Origin of the sequence: Bacillus sp. FSL R7-0672 (genome assembly GCF_038601465.1) — a bacterium.
Classification (GTDB): Bacteria; Bacillota; Bacilli; order Bacillales; family Bacillaceae; genus Bacillus; species Bacillus pumilus.
Window position 1 is genome coordinate 1,269,202 of sequence record NZ_CP152010.1, and the last position, 17,967, is coordinate 1,287,168.

Sequence of the window (17,967 nt, forward strand, 5' to 3'; positions counted from 1 at the left end):
TCGTTGTGATCCGAAATAAAACATGGAGGTGTTTTTTCTATGGGGACAAGAGTGAGTTATCCGGTTGAAGTCAAACAGAAGGCTGTAGAAATGAGATTGGCAGGCGTACCTATGAAAGAGATCATGCAGAAATTGAATATCAAGAATAAGACGCAGGTTCAGACATGGGTGAGGTGGCATAAGGCTGGGGATACACACCGGTTCGAACAGCCTGTTGGAAAACAATATACCTATGGAAAGGGTCCCGAGTACTCTTCCGAATTAGAGAGACTGCAGGCAGAAAATCGCTATTTGAGTCAACAGAATGAAGTTTTAAAAAAGTACAACGAATTGGAAAGGAAGTTGATAAGGAAACGTCAATCAAACTGGTAGAAGAATTGTGCAAAACGATGACGGTACAGGACATCTGTGTCCATTTAGGCATCTTACGTACTTCGTATTATAGATGGAAAAAGGATCTGACTCAGAATCATTCTAAAAGACAACTAGAGAAACAGGTCGGCACGTTGTGCCGAAAGCACAAATATCGATATGGTTATCGAAAAATCACAGCTATACTAAAAAGGAGAATGCGTATTAACCATAAAACTGTTCAACGTATCATGCAGAAAAACCAGTGGCAATGCCGGGTTAAAATGAAAAAGCGTAAGAAGAATGGGCAGCCCTATGCCGTGGCCGGTAATATACTGGATCGGAACTTTCAGTCTGATCGCCCTCTTGAAAAACTAGTAACGGACATCACGTATTTGCCTTATGGACAGAAACAATTGTACCTTTCCAGTATATTGGATTTATATAATGGAGAAGTGATTGCTTTTACGATTGGTGATAAGCAGGACACAGACTTTATCTTAAACACACTTAATCAGCTCCCAGCACTGCCTGAGAATTGCGTGTTACATAGCGATCAAGGTTCTGTGTATACATCTTACGAGTATCAGAAAGCTGTTCATATAAAAGGCATTACCATGAGCATGTCCCGTAAAGGGACGCCCGCTGATAATGCCTCCATCGAATCGTTTCATTCCTCACTAAAGTCTGAAACGTTCTATCTTAACAGGATTGACCGCACTACGACCAGCATCGTAGAACGCACTGTCAAAGAATACATTTATTATTATAACAACATTCGTATTCAAACGAAACTAAACAACCAATCACCGATAAACTATCGGCAATTGGCTGTATAAAGGTGTTTTGATCCCTGTCTCAAAAACGGGGGTCAGTTCCGATTAACGCTCTGCTTTTTTGTGTGCTTTTTTCATATAATAATAAATAGGCAGTCCAGCAATCCCGATCAGCATGGAGATGAGACAGCTTTTCCAGTCGGTGATCATGGTGCTGATTAAGACGAATAAAGAACCGATAATCGCAACGATTGGTGTGAGCGGATAAAGTGGTACGCTATAAGCACGCTCCATTCCTTTGTTTTGTTTTCTCAGTTTAAAGACTGCGAAAAAGGCCATGACATAAAAGATGTAGATCATGAAGATCGAAACCTCTGACAGCTTTTCTGGATTGCTGACGACCATAAACACAATGGCGATCAAAATTTGTACAAATACAGCAATCCACGGTGTTTTAAATGTAGGGTGAATACGTGAGATCGCGTTTGCGAAAGGAATTTGCTTTCGCTCTGCCATCGCGAAAATCACACGTGGGAATGAAAGAACCTTTCCGTTCAAACAGCCAAAGATACTAATGATGATGCCGATACTAATGACCTTACCGCCGATTGGTCCAAAGAGCATTGTCGCAGCAGTACTTGTCGCATTTTCTCCAAGCTGTACAATTTGATCTGCTGGTAACACGTGCAAAAGAGCGACATTAATAAAGAGATAGCAAGCCGTGACGATTAAAATCCCGCCTGCCATTGCACGAGGAAGCAGTTTCTCTGGGTTTTTCATTTCACCGCCAAGTGCTGCAAGCAATATCCAGCCATCATAGGCAAACAACGTAGCCAAGATCGCTGCACCGAAGTTCATTTGAGCGATGCTATCATTGACAGCCATAAAAATATTTTCGTTTCCTTTCCATAAGCCAAACACAATAATAGCGGCAATCGGGACAAGCTTCCCGATGGTGGTCAGTCCTTGTACAAAACCGCCGTATTTTGTTCCCATGATGTTAATCAAACATAAAAATAAAACAGTGATAATGCCGATTGTTGTCGACCATAAAGAAGAAAGAGAAAATAAATTGGCTAACAATGAACCAAAATAAAGACCGAGTGCACCGATGATGGCAGGTCCGTAAATGATAATCTGCACCCAGCCGCATAAATAGCCCCAAAACTCACCATACACTTCTTCAAGGTAGGCATACAATCCGCCAGTCCGAGGGATTTGTGTACCAATTTCAGCAACAGTGAGTCCGCCTGCAAGGGTTAAAATGCCGCCTAGCAGCCAAGCGAATAATGCGATATTTGAGCTTCCTGAATAGGAAAGGACGTTGCCTGGCTTCATAAAGACGCCGGACCCGATAATCGTCCCGATGACAAGAGATAGGGCGAAAAATAAGCCGATGTCCTGTTTTAACGCTGGTTGTTCTTTGTTCATTACTCGCGACCTCCTGCATCACTTTCGTACGTTACTGTGACATGTATTTTGTTCATTGTAATACGATTTTAGGAAAACAAGAATTAAAAAAATTTTCTGATTTTCGTATTTGTATTTAAAAGTGTTCGTTTATTGGAGATATCAGGGTAAATGTTTCGTTAAAAACGAACAATAAAAGATTATTTTTGATTTAATGTTAATTTTATCGTTAGAAACCGAACATCTAGCCAAATGGTTGACTTTTCTTGAAAAATGACCTATTTTATTCATAAGGATATTATCTTGAATTCGAGATATTTTGAAAGAGGAGTGAACGTAATGAAAATCAATGGAATTCACCACGTATCTGCATTAACAGCCAATGCTCAAAAAAATGTTGATTTCTACCGCCAGATTCTTGGCTTAAAACTTGTAAAGAAAACGGTCAATCAGGATGACCCATCTATGTATCACTTATTTTATGGAGATGAGGTCGCTTCACCGGGAACGGAGCTCACATTCTTTGAAATTCCAATGCTCGCCCGTCGTTTGAAAGGAACAAACGCCATCACAAGCACAGGCCTTCTCGTTTCTTCTGAAGAAGCACTCTCATTTTGGGAAAAGCGTTTTGAAGAGACAGGCGTGCAGCAAGAAACGGCTTCCTTGAGAGGGGGCAGACCTGCCTTGCGCTTTCAAGATCCAGAAGGACAGCAGCTATTTTTAACAGTAGAACCGAACGCACAAGAAGCAGGCTCACCGCCAGTGCATGATGATATTCCGGCAGAGTTTGCCATTAGAGGCTTGGGGCCAGTGGAATTAACCGTTGCAGAAGCGGACAAAACGATTCGTGTTTTAACAGACATCCTTGGCTTCACCGAAAGAGCGCGTGAACAATCAAATGATGGTGAGATCGTGACCATTTTTGAGTCAGGAAATGGCGGTGCTGGAACAGAAATTCATGTGATCGAAAAAACGGAAGGGCCTTCTGAGCGTTCCGGCAGAGGAAGTGTGCATCACGTAGCCTTTCGCGTGGAAGATGCAGAGGAACTGGAAAAATGGTATGACAAAATATCAAAAGCAGGCTTCACGAATTCTGGTGTTGTGGAACGTTTCTACTTTAAAGCCCTTTACTTTAGAGAACCGAATGGTATCTTATTTGAAATCTCAACAGACGGTCCTGGGTTTACAGTGGACGAAGGAGTAGATGAGCTTGGCGATCAATTAGCCCTTCCGCCATTTCTAGAGCACAAACGAGCAGAAATAGAACAAAGATTAACGCCAATTCAGTCATCATAATAAAAGCAGCTCAGCGTGTAGACAAACCCTCGCATTCTTTGTCAGTCCTGTGCGCTGGTGCTCACGAATTGCAAATTCGCTCCGCAAAAGTAGCTGGCCTTCCTAGACTTCAAAGGTTTTCAATCACGCTGAAAAGAAGAAAAAGGGCTAAAATCAAGATGATTTTAGCCCTTTTTCTTTTTGTATTAGGAACTTACCTGCTTAGATTCAGTTTGTGTTAATGTCACCTTCTTCGTTTCTTCTTTTCCGTTTTGAATGAGTGTGATGCTCACGGTGTCTCCAATCTTTGTATTCGTGTATAGCTCATGACGTAATTCACTTCCGGTTTTGATTTGCTTCCCATTGATGGCGGTAATGACATCCTCTGACTTTAAGCCGGCTTTGGCGGCAGGTGAGCCTGCGGCGATTTCTTTGACGTATACGCCTTGATCAAGCTGACTATTTTTGAGACCGAGTGTTTCTTTCTGATACACGTCCGGGACTTGTTCGAGATCCAGCATGCTGATGCCGATATATGGACGCTCAATCTTTCCTTTTGCGAGAAGCTGATCGGCGATTGGTTTGACATCATTGATTGGAAGAGCGAATCCGATGCCTTCAACACCTGTTTCAGAAATTTTCATACTCGTGATCCCAACAACCTTTCCATTTGTCGTAAGAAGTGGGCCGCCGCTGTTTCCTGGGTTAATAGCTGCATCTGTTTGAATCACATTAATGTTGCTTTCGCCTGCTGATGTGTTCATCGAGACTGTTCGATCGACACCGCTGACAATTCCTTGGGTCACGGTTCTTGATAGATCTTCACCAAGCGGGTTTCCGATCGCGATGACGGTTTCTCCAGCACGCAGCGAGGAGGAATCGCCTAATGCCGCGACCTTCGTTACTTGGTTGCTGCTAATTTCTACAACTGCTAGATCAGTCAGCGGGTCAGCTCCGACTAATTTACCTTTGGCGGTTTTGCCATCGTGCAAGGAGATTGTTAGTTTATTTGCCCCTTCAATGACGTGGTTGTTTGTTAAGACATAGGCTTTACTTCCGGATTTTTTGAAAATCACTCCTGAGCCTGTACCTGTTTTTTCCTCTTGACTGCTTTTATTTTGCTGTGACTCATCAAAAGGTGTATTGAAATCGCCGAAGCTCGTGTCTGTTTGACTTTGCGCTTGGTAGTTTGTAATGCCGACAATGGCTGGTGATACATTTTCTACCATGCTGGTGATGCTGTTTGATGAATGTGATGTTTGGACGGCGGTTGTTTTTGAGGAATTGGCACTTGTATCATTTGTCGATACAGCTTCTGTTTTTGCTGCTGAGTTATGTGCTGTGTTGTCTGATGCGTGCTGGGCATATGGCGAAAGGACGTACACACCTAACGCCAGCGTACCGCCTAAAACACCGCTGACAAATGGCTTAAACCATCCGTTTGGCTTCTTCTTTTGTTTTTGTGGCTGTTCCGTTGTTTGAAGTTCTTGAGAAGGTTGTTGTTCATTTTTGTGATGTGTCATTCAAATCACTCTCTTTCATCATTTTTTCATGAATGGGTTTAAGGGGTTTTACCTTTTGTGGTGGATACTGACTTGATCGTAAGAAAAAAGTGTGGGATAAAAATGAAAACATTGTGGGAAATTGTTAAAATAAGTAGTGAATCTAAGCAAAATAGAGGAGATTAAACTGTGGAGACAATTGGAATCATTGGATATGGAAGCATGGCTGATATGATGGTGCAAAAATGGCTGGAAAAAGAAGTACTCAATGCCCATCAAATCATGATCCACACAAGAAGTGAAACGGACCGCCTGCTTCAACTCAAAGACAAGCATCAAGAAATAAACATCTGCTCATTAGACGAACTTTCTGCGTCATGTGATGTACTTTTTATCTGCGTGCCGCCACTTGCTGTACTTGATGTACTCGATCAACTGCCTTCAGCAACCAAATCGGTCCATATTGTATCAGTAGCCGCGGCTGTGACGTTAGACAAGTTATCAAAGCATTCGACTCAACCAGTATCCAGATACATCCCAACGCTCACGTCAGCTGTTGGAACGGGCGTATCCCTCGTTGTGCATGGCGAAACTGCTGGAAAGGAAGAAAAGGCGCGTTTGCATCGTCTGCTTTCAGCTTTTAGCATCGTACGTGAAGTGGAGGAAGACCGGCTTGATGCGGCGAGTAACTTGACGAGTTCATCTCCTGGTTTTATCGCTGCTCTTTTTGAAGAAATGGCGAGAGCCGCTGTGAGAAATAGTGAGCTTTCCTTAGAGGAAGCGTATGAATTTTTAACGTATGCCCTTTTAGGCACAGGTCAAGTCCTTGTAGAACGAGGCCTCACCTTTGCTGAAACTGTCGATAGGGTGGCGACAAAAGGGGGCATTACAGGAGAAGGCGCCGAGGTGATTCAAAAGCAGGCACCTCAGATGTTTGATGATCTATTTACACAAACCATGAAGAAATATGAACAACTGAAATCACAGATTAACGAAGCGGACAAACACCACTAAAGACACAGTTAGTGGTGTTTTATTTGTTAAAAAAATCCTTTCTCATTCAGTCTATTGACCTGTATTAACTGAGTCTAATTTCCTTATTTTCAGACATTGTATTGAAAAATCAATCAAGTAATCATATAATTTTTTAGAAAATTTAGAAAAATATACACAAATTTTAAGTTTAATTAAAGGGGGATGGGGATGAAGCTCTATGTATCTGTCGATATGGAGGGGATTACTGGTCTAGCTGATCATACATTTGTCGATGCCCGTCAGCACAATTATGAACGGGGCAGAAAGATCATGACGGGTGAAGTGAATGCCTGTGTGGAGGCACTTCTTCAGCATGGCGCAACGGATATTTTGGTCAATGACAGTCATTCTAAAATGAATAATTTGTTGATTGAAGAATTGCATGAAGAAGCATCTCTTATATCTGGTGACGTCAAGCCTTATTCAATGGTTCAAGGGTTAGATCAAACCTATGATGCTGCTGTTTTTTTAGGCTATCATGCGAGGGCGTCTATGAAAGGTGTGATGTCTCACAGTATGATTTTTGGTGTCCGACATTTTTACATAAATGATCATCCAATTGGTGAAATGGGCTTTAATGCGTATGTTGCAGGCTACTATGGTGTGCCAGTGATTCTTGTTTGCGGAGATGATCAAGCAGCACTTGAAGCAGAAAAGCTGATGCCTGGTGTGAAAACAGTGGCAGTGAAAGAGACCATTTCAAGATCTGCTGTGAAATGTCTCACTCCTGCCAAAGTCAACCAACAAATCTTGCAGCAAGTGGAAGCCGCAATGAAACAGATTCATCACATCAAGCCGCTGACGCCTCCTGATCAGCCGCTGCTGAAGATTGAGTTTGCCAATTATGGACAAGCTGAATGGGCGAATTTAATGCCTGGTACTGCCATTATTGAAGGGACAACAACGGTGACGTATCAAGCAGAGAATATATTAGAAGCCTACCAAGCGATGCTTGTCATGACAGAGCTTGCCGCACGTACAACATTTTGTTAAGCGAGGGGGAGACGGCAGATGACCAGCTTTTTGCTCAAGCGTTTTATTGCGATGATTGCCACGATCTTAACGATTACGACATTAACGTTTATTTTAATGAAGGTCATCCCAGGATCGCCCTTCAATGAAGAACGAAATACAAACGAAACCGTCCAGCGAAACCTCGAAAGCTACTATCACTTAGACGAACCACTGTATGTTCAATATGTCATCTATTTAAAATCCATCGTTACCTTTGATTTTGGTCCTTCCATTAAAAAGCCTTCTGAAAGTGTCAATGATCTATTGGCGAGAGGCTTCCCAGTCTCATTAGAACTTGGTCTTATCTCAATATTGATTGCTGTCATCTCCGGCATCCTGCTAGGGGTCATGGCTGCCCTCCGGCACAATGGCTTGATTGATTATATCGCCATGACCATTGCTGTTTTCGGTATATCCATTCCAAACTTTATCTTTGCTACTTTATTAATTCAGCAGCTTGCTGTGAATTTGAAGCTCTTTCCTACAGCGATGTGGACAAGTCCGATGCATATGGTGCTACCGACCATTGCTCTTGCCGTTAGTCCGATGGCCATTATTGCCCGGTTAACAAGATCGAGCATGATTGAAGTGCTGTCTCAGGACTATATTCGCACTGCTAAAGCAAAAGGACTTTCTCCCTTTAAAATTGTGTTCAAACATGCGCTTCGAAATGCGCTTTTGCCTGTTGTGACCATTCTTGGCACGCTTGTCGCAAGCATTTTAACAGGAAGCTTTGTCATTGAAAAAATATTTGCGATTCCTGGCATGGGAAAATACTTTGTCGAGAGTATTAACAACCGTGATTATCCTGTCATCATGGGAACCACTGTTTTTTACAGCATCATTTTAATCACACTTCTTTTCATTGTTGATGTGGCGTATCGCCTGCTTGATCCAAGGATTCAGCTGCATCAGAAAGGAGGAAAGGCATGAGTATACATTTGCAGCAGGATCAACCGAATCCGCATCATGAAGTGCCGGACGAATGGTTTTCTCCGAGAGAGCAAAAGAACACAGAGGCCCATGCCATTAAAAGACCCTCTCTTTCGTATTGGGCAGACACATGGAGACGACTGAAGCAAAATAAGCTTGCGATGTTTAGTCTATCGGTATTGATTTTTCTTTTTATCATGGCACTATTAGGCCCATTGCTTGCGCCTAATAGCGTGACAGAGCAGCGTCTTTCGATGCAAAATCTGCCGCCATCCGCTGCTCACTGGTTCGGAACGGATGAGCTTGGACGAGATGTGTTCACGCGTACATGGTACGGGGCGCGTATTTCGTTATTTGTAGGCGTCATGGCAGCCTTGATTGATTTTGCCATCGGGGTGATCTATGGAGGGATTGCCGGTTATAAGGGCGGGAGATATGACCATGTCATGATGCGAATCGTCGAGGTGCTCTACGGACTTCCTTATTTACTTGTTGTCATTTTATTGATGGTTCTGATGGGACCAGGGCTTGTCACCATTATTGTAGCGCTCACTGTCACCGGATGGATTGGAATGGCAAGAATCGTGAGAGGTCAAGTTCTTCAGCTGAAAAGCCAGGAATATGTCCTTGCCTCAAAAACCTTTGGTGCAAAGAGCCTTCGTATCATTCGCCGCAACCTGCTGCCGAATACGATGGGGCCGATTATCGTTCAGATGACCTTAACTGTGCCGACCGCGATATTTGCAGAAGCGTTCCTAAGCTTTCTTGGTTTAGGCATTCAAGCACCGTTTGCAAGCTGGGGCGTGATGGCAAATGATGCGCTGCCGACAGTGCTATCAGATAATGGACATTGGTGGCGTTTATTTTTCCCTGCGTTTTTTATTTCGCTCACAATGTTTTGCTTTAACAATTTAGGTGATGGCTTGCAAGATGCGCTTGATCCGAAGATGAAGAGGTGATGGCGCTTTGAAAAAAGTTCTACAAATCATCGATCTGCACGTCAGCTTTCGGACATATGGCGGCTCAGTTCGAGCGGTACGCGGGGTGAATGTGGATGTATATGAAAAAGAAACCCTTGCCATTGTGGGAGAATCAGGCTGCGGGAAAAGTGTGACTTCACAAAGCATTATGAGGCTGCTGCCAGCATACAGTGCTCATGTTGATCAGGGAGAAATCTGGTTTGAAGACCGCAATTTGCTGTCATTATCTGAAAAAGAAATGCGCGCCATACGAGGTGTCGATATTTCGATGATCTTCCAAGATCCAATGACCGCACTGAACCCAACCTTGACAATCGGCGATCAGCTCATGGAGGCGGCAAAGGAGCACCAAAAGCTGACGAAAAAAGAAGTGAAAGAAGCCGCCATCCGAATGCTTGATTTGGTCGGCATTCCGCAGCCGAAGGAAAGGCTAAAGCAATACCCTCATCAGTTCAGCGGGGGAATGAGGCAGCGGCTCATGATTGCCATGGCACTGATTTGCGAGCCCAAAGTGCTGATTGCTGATGAACCAACGACAGCGCTGGATGTGACCATACAGGCACAAATATTAGAGCTGTTTAAAGAGATTCAGAGAAAAACAGGTGTCACCATTATTTTAATCACACATGATTTAGGGGTCGTCGCCCAAGTCGCAGAGCGAGTGGCGGTCATGTACGGAGGGAAAATGGTGGAGGTCGGAACGAGGCGAGATATTTTTTACAGTCCGCAGCATCCTTATACAAAAGGACTTCTGCAATCCGTTCCAAGACTTGATATGAAAGATGAACTCATTCCAATTGAAGGAAGCCCACCTGATTTATTTGCTCCGCCAAAGGGCTGTCCGTATACAGATCGCTGCCCGTCCGCCATGAAGGTATGTGATCATATCATGCCGCACGAAACGCAGCGGTCACCTACCCACACAGTGCATTGCTGGCTCCAAGATAAGCGAGCGAATCAAACGGTTTTATCTTCAACACAAAGGGGGAGTTTTTGATGAAAAAAAAAGGGTGGATCATCAGTATATGTTTGTTCACGATCATGCTGCTCGCAGGATGTACAGCCAATGAGCAGGCAGGGAAAGGATCATCAAGCAATCAGGGTGAAAAGAAAGTATTAACCTTAAATAACGAAAATGAACCGACGTCGTTTGATCCGCCGATTGGTTTTAATAATGTATCGTGGCAAGGACTCAATAACTTAATGGAGGGATTAACAAGACTAAATGAAAAGCAGGAACCATCTCCTGCAATGGCTGAAAAATGGGAGATTTCAGAGGATGGAAAAACGTACACGTTCCATTTAAGAGATGACATCAAGTGGTCAAATGGTGATCCAGTGAAAGCGAGTGACTTTGAATATGCGTGGAAGCGGCTGCTTGATCCGAAAACAGGCTCATCTGCATCGTTCCTAGCCTACATGATTGAAGGCGGAGAGGCATTTAACAGCGGAAAAGGAAAGAAAGAAGACGTGAAAGTCAGCGCTGTAAATGACAAAACGCTCAAGGTCACACTGGCATATCCGCAGAAATCGTTCTTAAATATGACCGCAAACCCTGCTTTTTTTCCTGTCAATGAACAGGTAGCTAAGAAGGACCCAAACTGGGCAAAAGACGCCAAAACCTTTGTCGGAAATGGACCGTTCAAGCTGACAGAGTGGAAGCATGATGAGAGCTTCACAATGGAAAAAAGTGAGACGTATTGGGACAAAAAAACAGTCAAGCTGGATCAAGTGAAGTGGCTGATGATCAGTGATCGAAACACAGACTATCAAATGTATCAATCAGGAGATTTAGATACTGCCTTTGTCCCAGCAGAGCAAAGTGAAAACCTGCTGAAAAATAAAGATGTACAAATTGAAGACCAGGCTGGATTGTTCTTTTATCGTCTGAATGTGAACATGGAACCTTTTCAAAATAAGAACATCCGCAAAGCTTTTCAAATGGCGATCAACCCGCAAGATATCGTGGATTATGTAACGAAAAATGAAGAGAAGCCAGCACGTGCCTTCGTCTCGCCAGGCATTCTTGATTCAAAGGGTGAAGATTTCAGAAAAGCTGGCGGTGATCTTGTGAAGAATGATAAGAGTGAAGCTGCGAAGCTACTAGAAAAAGGGCTGAAAGAAGAGAACTATTCAAAACTGCCAGCCGTCACATTGACATATAGTACAAAGCCTGAGAACAAGAAAAAAGCTGAAGCCATCCAGCAGCAGCTGAAAGAAGCGCTAGGTGTAGATGTGAAGCTTGCAAACATGGAAGCCAATGTATTTGCAGAAGATCAAAAGGCACTGAAATTCCAATTCTCACAAAGTTCATTTTTAGCAGACTATGCAGATCCGATCAATTTCTTAGAGAGCTTTCAAACAGGGAATGCCATGAACCGGACAGGATGGTCAAACGATACCTATGACCAACTGATCAAGAAGGCGAGCCAGGAAGCAGACGAACAAAAGAGAAACAACATCCTTCATGATGCAGAGGCACTACTTATTGAAGAAGCACCGATCATTCCGATTCATTTTTATAACCAAGTTCATTTACAAAAAGAAGGTGTGAAGGGGATTGTCCGTCACCCTGTTGGGTATATCGATTTGAAATGGGCACAAGTAGATGGAGAGTGATATTAGGATCAAAAGACGCTTTTAGATAAAAGCGTCTGTTCCTTTATATTCGTTCATGTTATGAAGCAGAAACCCATAGATTGAAAGAAATAAAGAGAAAGAGGGGATATGGCATGAGCCAGCTGCCAGTGGCACTTCAAACAGGGGATACGGTGGGGATTATTGCACCAGCAAGCCCGCCTGATGAGCTGAAATTAGCAAAAGGGATTGCCTTTTTAGAAAGCCTCGGGCTAAAGGTGAAAAAAGGGAAGTATTTGGGCCGCCGTTATGGGTGTTTAGCAGGTCATGATCATGAAAGAGTGGATGATCTCCATCGTATGTTTCAAGATCCAGAAGTGAAGGCGGTTATTTGTGCTTGCGGAGGATACGGGACTGGCAGACTTGCGGAAGCCATTGACTATGACCTCATTCGCCGGAATCCAAAAATCTTTTGGGGCTATAGTGATATTACGTTTTTACATACGGCCATCCAGCAGCAGACGGGTCTTGTGACGTTTCATGGGCCAATGCTTTCCTCTGATGTGGGACTTGAGGAGGTCCATCCTTATACGAAAGATACCTTTTTACAGCTGTTCGCACCGAAAGCTTTTACGTATGCGCACCACTTGTCACCCCTTCATACTTTCTATCCGGGCACCGCTTCAGGTGAGATTGTAGGAGGAAATCTTGCCCTCATCGTGACAACACTTGGTACGCCTTTTGAAATCGATACGAAGGGAAAGCTATTGTTCATTGAAGATATTGACGAAGAGCCCTATAAAATCGATCGAATGATGCAGCACCTCAAATCTGCTGGAAAATTGGATGATGCGGCTGGATTCATCATTGGAGATTTTCATCAATGTGAGCCAAAAAAGAAAGATCAGTCTCTCACATTGAATCAAGTATGGGACACCTATATTGTCCCGCAAAAGAAACCTACACTTGGGGGCTTCCGAATCGGTCATTCTTCGCCGAACTTTGCCATTCCAATGGGCACGCAGGCTGCATTAGATGCGACAGGAAAAAAACTGCATATTTCTCCAGGCGTTGCAGCGAAAGAGGCGATCAAATGAAAATCGTCGATGTTCGTACATGCAGAATGAGTGTACCGCTAAAAAAGCCTTTCAAAACCGCTTTACGAACGGTGTATGACGCAGTATCTCTGATCGTTATCATCACATATGATCAAGGTGACGTCAGCTACGGAGAAGCAGTCCCGACAACGGTGATTACAGGTGAAACGCTGGAAAGCATCGACTATGCCATCTGCGAAGTGATCAGACCGATTTTGCTTGGAGCTTCCTTGTCAGAATATGAACAAATTTTTTCTCATATGAACCGGGTGCTCGCTTGCAACACAAGCGCAAAGGCAGCGGTTGACATGGCCATTTATGATGGTTTAGCGAAGCAGGCAGGGCTTCCGCTTTATCAATACCTTGGCGGATATCGCAGTCAGCTTGAAACCGATTATACGGTCAGTGTAAACCGTCCGCTTGAGATGGCGGAAGATGCGAAGCAATACGCAGCAGAAGGCTTTCAGACATTAAAGATCAAGGTAGGAAAAGATGATATAGACACGGATATTCAGCGTATCAAGCGAATTCGAGAAAAGATCGGGCCGGATATTCAGATTAGGCTCGATGCGAACCAGGGCTGGACGTGGAAGGAAGCGGTTGTAGCCATTCGGAAAATGGAATCACTGAATATCGAACTAGTCGAGCAACCAGTGCCAAAAGAAGATATCGAAGGTCTGCGCCGTGTGACGCAGGCAACAAATACACTGATTATGGCAGACGAAAGCATTTTCAGTTTTCATGATGCGATCAAGGTGCTTGAAACGAGAAGCTGTGATTTAATCAATTTAAAATTAATGAAATCAGGCGGCATAAAAGAAGCCTTAAAAATCAATGCTTTGGCAGAAGCATACGGCGTAAAGTGCATGGTTGGCAGCATGATTGAGTCAAAACTTGGCATTACAGCAGCCGCTCATCTCGCCGCCAGCCAGCCAAATATCACCCGCTATGATTTTGATGCCCCGCTCATGCTAAAAGAGGACATGGTGGACGGAGGAATCGTGTACAAAGGAAAAGATATCTTTTTCCCGCCGCATCATGGGTTAGGCATTCAAGGAGTGAAAGGAGTCTCATGATGATATTTGAATCAAAGGTTGCAGTTGCGAACGTATGGACAGCGCCGCAGTCACCGAGAGAAATCGATCAAAAGGTTCTTCATGGCTCCTTCAAAATCAAAGAGTGGATTGACAAGCAAACATATGAAGAAAAACTGGCTTTATGTGAAGAAAATCTGATCCAGTCGCAAGTACTGCTCGGTGAACGAGTCATTGGCTTAGAAGAAACAGACGGCTGGATGAAAGTCGTTATTCCGCAGCAGGCCAGCCGGAAACACCCACAAGGCTATCCTGGCTATATACCTGCGAACCAACTAAAGCAAGTGACAGAAGGAAGTGCACCAACTATATCTCATATCGTTTGTCAGAAAAAAGCCATGCTCTATCGAAACGGGCAAGCGGACATGGAAATTAGTTTTTTAACAGAGCTCGCAGCTGTAGAAGAAACGAGTGATTGCTTTCGTGTTGTCACACCAGCAGGGACGAGAGAAATCAATAAAGCAGATGTGCAGCCAGTTTCATCCATTTTTTCTATGGCCGGCAAAGATGTTGTAGACAAGGGAAAACAATTTATTGGTCTTTCGTATTTATGGGGCGGCATGAGCAGCTTTGGCTATGACTGTTCGGGCTTTGCTTACAGCATGTATAAAGCGTGCGGATATCTTTTGCCGAGGGACGCAAGTGACCAAGCAGTGCAAGGAACACCGGTCGCATCAAGCCATTTAGAACAAGGCGACTTATTGTTTTTCGCCAATGACAACGGAAAGGGAGCAGTCCGCCATGTTGGGATCTACGCAGGTGACGGTATGATGCTTCATTCGCCTAAAACCGGCAGAGAAATTGAACTTCTTTCCCTTGCTGGCACTTCATATGAAAAAGAATGGGCAGGTGCAAGACGGTATTTGCCAAGCGAGAGGAGCAAAGGTCATGGCAGTTGAACCACTTTTACAAGTAAACAATCTCAAAAAACATTTTCATCTATCGAAAGGAAGAACGCTAAAAGCGCTAGACGGTGTCTCCTTTCAGCTGAAACAAGGCGAAACATTTGGCCTTGTTGGCGAGTCCGGCTGCGGGAAATCCACACTTGGAAAAGTGCTTATGCGTCTTTATGAACCGACAGATGGGGAAGCCTTATATGAAGGGAAAAGCCTTCATCACCTTTCTCAAAAAGAATCATTTGATTTTAATCGGCAAATTCAAATGGTGTTTCAAGATCCGTATTCCTCCTTAAATCCGCGGCTGTCTGTAAAAGATATTATGCTGGAGCCAATGGAGATTCATAACCTTTATGGGAGTCAAAAGAAAAGGGTTGCCCGGGTGAAAGAACTACTGGAAGCTGTTGGACTTAGCTATGACTTTGCCACGCGCTATCCTCATGAATTCAGCGGAGGACAGAGGCAGAGAATCGGTATTGCAAGAGCACTCGCCTTAGCGCCGAAATTTATTGTGGCAGATGAACCAATTTCTGCACTAGATGTCTCTGTTCAAGCGCAGGTCGTGAATTTGCTGAAGAAACTGCAAAAGGAGGAAGGGCTGACATTTCTCTTTATTGCGCATGACTTGTCGATGGTCAAATATATTAGCGACCGAATCGGTGTCATGTATTTAGGTCATCTCGTCGAATTGACCAGCAGTGATACGTTATATCAAACACCGCTGCACCCCTATACACAAGCATTGCTGTCTGCGATCCCCATTCCAGATCCTGACGTGGAGGACAAGCGCAAAAGGTTCATTTTAAAAGGAGAAATTCCAAGTCCAGTGAACCCGCCAAGCGGCTGTGTATTTCGAACAAGGTGTCCTGCAGCGATGGATGTGTGTGCTGAAAAAAAGCCAATATTACAAGCAGTAGAAGAAGGGCATGATGTCGCCTGTCATTTATACGATCGGACATAAAAATAGGCAGATAAAAAGCCAGCAAGTAGACAAGCTGTTCTACACGCTGGCTTTTTTAGTGAACGAACGCCGAATCGGCAATGTGCAGCATCTAAAAGAGCCGCCAGATTTAATGATTTCTGAAAAATCCACTTCAATGACAGTGTAGCCGTGAGCGGTTAATGCAGCATTTGTTTCTTGATTGATGGGCAAACTGATCACTTTTTTCTGTCCAATGGATAAAACGTTTGGGCCGAGTGTGAATTGCTCTTGTTCGCTTATTTCAATTAGATGATAATGCATTTTGAGCAGGTGAAGATCCTCATTTTTGAACGCTTCTGGATAAATCAATATTTCATCATGAGAGAGAATATTCATCACACAATCGAGATGCAAAATGTGAGGAGGAAGATGAATGGGAATGATGTCATGATCCGGCAGTTCTTTTTTAAGCTCATGAATAGCGGCTGGGTTTGTTCTTTTGCTCGTTCCGACAAATACGCGTTTTTGATCCACAAGTACATCGCCGCCTTCAATCGTTCCGTTTGTCAGGGTAACAGTTTTCAAGCCATTTCCCTGTGCCCACTCTTTTAACAATTGTTCTTCTCCTTGCCGAACCGGAGCGGCCATGCTTGAAACAAAGAGTGTATGTCCAATCGTAAACCCAATATCCCGAGTAAAGACTTGCTCAGGAAAGCGGTCATTTGCAGGAAGCATAATGGGGCGTACTTGATGGTCTTTTAGGGTTTGGATCAATTGCTTATGCTGAGCAATGGCTTTCATTTGAGAAATATTTTCTCTTGCAAAATGTTTTTGGGTTTCGTTGATGATCTGTTTGATTTCCATATAGATGGGACTGCATAAAAGGACTTCTTGTAAATCATCATATTCACTCATGCATTGCGGCATTTTGTGTATTTGCTCTGCTCTTATAGAATCCATCAAATGGCCTCCTTGTTTGTTCATAGTTCTATTATTCCTCGTTCTAGTCATAGTTGAAACATTTCCGAAAGAAAATCTCTCACAAGAGACTAAAGCAAAAAGTTTAGACAAACCTAAAAGAATAGTGTTTAATAAAAGTCGTTCCGCATTCACGAAAACAGCAAGAAGGAGCTATGATGATGAGTGAAGAAAATTTCAAATACTGCAAGGAATCGAAAGTTGTCAAAACCAGCAGGGTATTTCCTCTCGATACGAATAATCACCAAACCTTATTTGGCGGGAAATTAATGAGTTATATAGATGACATTGCCTCCATCTCGGCAGCAAGGCACAGCCGATGTGAAACGGTCACGGCATCAATGGATTCAGTTGATTTTTTAGAGCCGATTGGACAAAAGGAGTCGGTATGTTTAGAGTCCTATGTCACATGGGTGGGTACGTCTTCTATGGAAGTGTTCGTCAAGGTCATCAAAGAAAACTTGATGTCTGGAGAGCGCAGACTTGCAGCCACTTCATTTCTGACATTTGTCTCGTTAGATGAAAACGGAAAACCTAAACGAGTCCCGCAGGTGATGCCGGAAACAGAGGAAGAAATCATGTTGCATCAAACCGCAAAACAGCGAGCTGAAGAAAGAAAAAGCCGCCGAAAGCATAGTAAGGCACTGGCTGACGCACTTGGGACAGATAAACCATGGGCGTAAAAATCACCCTTTAAGCGGTGATTTTTTTCTATGACGGTATCTTGCATGGCAAGATAGTGTGTGGTAAGATGATGCTATCTTGTGATACAAGATACTGAAATCGGAGGAACAAAGATGACAACATCCACACAAATGCTAAAAGGAATTTTAGAAGGCTGCCTGCTGTCGATTATTTCAGAGGGTGAGATTTATGGATATGAAATGACGAAGAAGCTCGCTTATTATGGGTTTGATCAAATTAGTGAAGGAAGTATCTATCCGATCCTGCTGCGTATGCAAAAGGAACAGCTCGTGACCACTGTCACAAAAGCATCAGCAAGCGGGCCGAAAAGGAAATACTATACGCTCACACAAGCTGGAGAACAAGCGCTCACAGAGTTTATTACTCGCTGGAGTGAGCTTTCAAAAAATGTGAACTGTTTACTACAAAAAGGGAAGTGAGAT

17 protein-coding genes are annotated in these 17,967 nt (G+C 43.6%); 14 read left to right on the forward strand and 3 right to left on the reverse strand.

Annotation, left to right across the window (positions count from 1 at the left end):
* Nucleotides 1-39 precede the first annotated feature (39 nt).
* A protein-coding gene (locus MKY18_RS06200; RefSeq protein ID WP_106030396.1) for an IS3 family transposase occupies nucleotides 40-1,190 on the forward strand; the annotation gives its coding sequence in 2 pieces (ribosomal slippage) (nucleotides 40-313 and nucleotides 313-1,190; 1,152 coding nt in all).
* A gap of 42 nt (nucleotides 1,191-1,232) precedes the next feature.
* Here the strand turns inward: MKY18_RS06200 and MKY18_RS06205 are convergent.
* A complete protein-coding gene (locus MKY18_RS06205) occupies nucleotides 1,233-2,558 on the reverse strand; it encodes an amino acid permease (RefSeq protein WP_217012898.1) in 1,326 nt (441 codons plus the stop codon).
* Nucleotides 2,559-2,876: 318 nt separating this feature from the next.
* On the opposite strand from MKY18_RS06205, the gene MKY18_RS06210 reads away from it, so the two are divergent.
* Nucleotides 2,877-3,833, forward strand: a complete 957-nt coding sequence (locus MKY18_RS06210) for a ring-cleaving dioxygenase (RefSeq protein ID WP_044138917.1) — start codon at nucleotides 2,877-2,879, stop codon at nucleotides 3,831-3,833.
* A 185-nt stretch (nucleotides 3,834-4,018) separates the two neighbouring features.
* Here MKY18_RS06210 and MKY18_RS06215 read toward each other — a convergent pair whose 3' ends face one another.
* Entirely contained in the window at nucleotides 4,019-5,335 is a 1,317-nt protein-coding gene (locus MKY18_RS06215) for a trypsin-like peptidase domain-containing protein (RefSeq protein ID WP_342497782.1), read from the reverse strand.
* A 168-nt stretch (nucleotides 5,336-5,503) separates the two neighbouring features.
* On the opposite strand from MKY18_RS06215, the gene proG reads away from it, so the two are divergent.
* From proG to MKY18_RS06265, 10 genes are all read left to right on the forward strand, one after another.
* Entirely contained in the window at nucleotides 5,504-6,328 is an 825-nt protein-coding gene (gene proG, locus MKY18_RS06220) for a pyrroline-5-carboxylate reductase ProG (protein ID WP_065097108.1), read from the forward strand.
* 189 nt (nucleotides 6,329-6,517) lie between these two features.
* Nucleotides 6,518-7,342 (forward strand): M55 family metallopeptidase, encoded by an 825-nt coding sequence (locus MKY18_RS06225; protein ID WP_065097109.1) that lies wholly within the window; start codon nucleotides 6,518-6,520, stop codon nucleotides 7,340-7,342.
* An 18-nt stretch (nucleotides 7,343-7,360) separates the two neighbouring features.
* Entirely contained in the window at nucleotides 7,361-8,296 is a 936-nt protein-coding gene (locus MKY18_RS06230; protein ID WP_003211100.1) for an ABC transporter permease, read from the forward strand.
* On the forward strand, nucleotides 8,293-9,255 hold the full coding sequence (locus MKY18_RS06235; RefSeq protein ID WP_065097110.1) for an ABC transporter permease: 963 nt from the start codon (nucleotides 8,293-8,295) through the stop codon (nucleotides 9,253-9,255). Before MKY18_RS06230 ends, MKY18_RS06235 begins: the two co-directional genes overlap by 4 nt.
* A gap of 7 nt (nucleotides 9,256-9,262) precedes the next feature.
* The gene (locus MKY18_RS06240) at nucleotides 9,263-10,273 is read left to right on the forward strand and encodes an ABC transporter ATP-binding protein (protein WP_185107000.1); all 1,011 of its coding nucleotides are present in this window, start codon (nucleotides 9,263-9,265) and stop codon (nucleotides 10,271-10,273) included.
* Nucleotides 10,273-11,895 (forward strand): peptide ABC transporter substrate-binding protein, encoded by a 1,623-nt coding sequence (locus tag MKY18_RS06245; protein WP_126741788.1) that lies wholly within the window; start codon nucleotides 10,273-10,275, stop codon nucleotides 11,893-11,895. The genes MKY18_RS06240 and MKY18_RS06245 overlap by 1 nt, the downstream gene beginning before the upstream one ends.
* Before the next feature lie 113 nt (nucleotides 11,896-12,008).
* The gene (locus tag MKY18_RS06250) at nucleotides 12,009-12,950 is read left to right on the forward strand and encodes an LD-carboxypeptidase (protein WP_185106998.1); all 942 of its coding nucleotides are present in this window, start codon (nucleotides 12,009-12,011) and stop codon (nucleotides 12,948-12,950) included.
* On the forward strand, nucleotides 12,947-14,026 hold the full coding sequence (locus MKY18_RS06255; protein WP_065097114.1) for a dipeptide epimerase: 1,080 nt from the start codon (nucleotides 12,947-12,949) through the stop codon (nucleotides 14,024-14,026). Before MKY18_RS06250 ends, MKY18_RS06255 begins: the two co-directional genes overlap by 4 nt.
* A complete protein-coding gene (locus tag MKY18_RS06260; protein ID WP_185106993.1) occupies nucleotides 14,026-14,943 on the forward strand; it encodes an NlpC/P60 family protein in 918 nt (305 codons plus the stop codon). The genes MKY18_RS06255 and MKY18_RS06260 overlap by 1 nt, the downstream gene beginning before the upstream one ends.
* A complete protein-coding gene (locus MKY18_RS06265; RefSeq protein ID WP_065097116.1) occupies nucleotides 14,933-15,901 on the forward strand; it encodes an oligopeptide/dipeptide ABC transporter ATP-binding protein in 969 nt (322 codons plus the stop codon). The genes MKY18_RS06260 and MKY18_RS06265 overlap by 11 nt, the downstream gene beginning before the upstream one ends.
* A 39-nt stretch (nucleotides 15,902-15,940) precedes the next feature.
* On the opposite strand, the gene MKY18_RS06270 is transcribed toward MKY18_RS06265, so the two are convergent.
* Nucleotides 15,941-16,822, reverse strand: coding sequence for a dimethylarginine dimethylaminohydrolase family protein (locus tag MKY18_RS06270; protein ID WP_065097117.1), 882 nt, complete (start codon nucleotides 16,820-16,822; stop codon nucleotides 15,941-15,943).
* 179 nt (nucleotides 16,823-17,001) lie between these two features.
* On the opposite strand from MKY18_RS06270, the gene MKY18_RS06275 reads away from it, so the two are divergent.
* Complete coding sequence (locus tag MKY18_RS06275; protein WP_065097118.1) at nucleotides 17,002-17,523, forward strand: acyl-CoA thioesterase; 522 nt, start codon at nucleotides 17,002-17,004, stop codon at nucleotides 17,521-17,523.
* 114 nt (nucleotides 17,524-17,637) lie between these two features.
* Nucleotides 17,638-17,964, forward strand: a complete 327-nt coding sequence (locus MKY18_RS06280; protein WP_065097119.1) for a PadR family transcriptional regulator — start codon at nucleotides 17,638-17,640, stop codon at nucleotides 17,962-17,964.
* The last annotated feature ends 3 nt before the right edge of the window (nucleotides 17,965-17,967 follow it).

Excerpts from the sequence above, each read along its gene's own strand:
- MKY18_RS06205 (WP_217012898.1), bottom strand. The coding sequence starts at position 2,558 with ATGAACAAAGAACAACCAGCGTTAAAACAGGACATCGGCTTATTTTTC.
- MKY18_RS06210 (WP_044138917.1), top strand. The coding sequence starts at position 2,877 with ATGAAAATCAATGGAATTCACCACGTATCTGCATTAACAGCCAATGCT.
- MKY18_RS06215 (WP_342497782.1), bottom strand. The coding sequence starts at position 5,335 with ATGACACATCACAAAAATGAACAACAACCTTCTCAAGAACTTCAAACA.
- MKY18_RS06225 (WP_065097109.1), top strand. The coding sequence starts at position 6,518 with ATGAAGCTCTATGTATCTGTCGATATGGAGGGGATTACTGGTCTAGCT.
- MKY18_RS06230 (WP_003211100.1), top strand. The coding sequence starts at position 7,361 with ATGACCAGCTTTTTGCTCAAGCGTTTTATTGCGATGATTGCCACGATC.
- MKY18_RS06235 (WP_065097110.1), top strand. The coding sequence starts at position 8,293 with ATGAGTATACATTTGCAGCAGGATCAACCGAATCCGCATCATGAAGTG.
- MKY18_RS06245 (WP_126741788.1), top strand. The coding sequence starts at position 10,273 with ATGAAAAAAAAAGGGTGGATCATCAGTATATGTTTGTTCACGATCATG.
- MKY18_RS06250 (WP_185106998.1), top strand. The coding sequence starts at position 12,009 with ATGAGCCAGCTGCCAGTGGCACTTCAAACAGGGGATACGGTGGGGATT.
- MKY18_RS06255 (WP_065097114.1), top strand. The coding sequence starts at position 12,947 with ATGAAAATCGTCGATGTTCGTACATGCAGAATGAGTGTACCGCTAAAA.
- MKY18_RS06260 (WP_185106993.1), top strand. The coding sequence starts at position 14,026 with ATGATATTTGAATCAAAGGTTGCAGTTGCGAACGTATGGACAGCGCCG.
- MKY18_RS06265 (WP_065097116.1), top strand. The coding sequence starts at position 14,933 with ATGGCAGTTGAACCACTTTTACAAGTAAACAATCTCAAAAAACATTTT.
- MKY18_RS06270 (WP_065097117.1), bottom strand. The coding sequence starts at position 16,822 with ATGGATTCTATAAGAGCAGAGCAAATACACAAAATGCCGCAATGCATG.
- MKY18_RS06275 (WP_065097118.1), top strand. The coding sequence starts at position 17,002 with ATGAGTGAAGAAAATTTCAAATACTGCAAGGAATCGAAAGTTGTCAAA.
- MKY18_RS06280 (WP_065097119.1), top strand. The coding sequence starts at position 17,638 with ATGACAACATCCACACAAATGCTAAAAGGAATTTTAGAAGGCTGCCTG.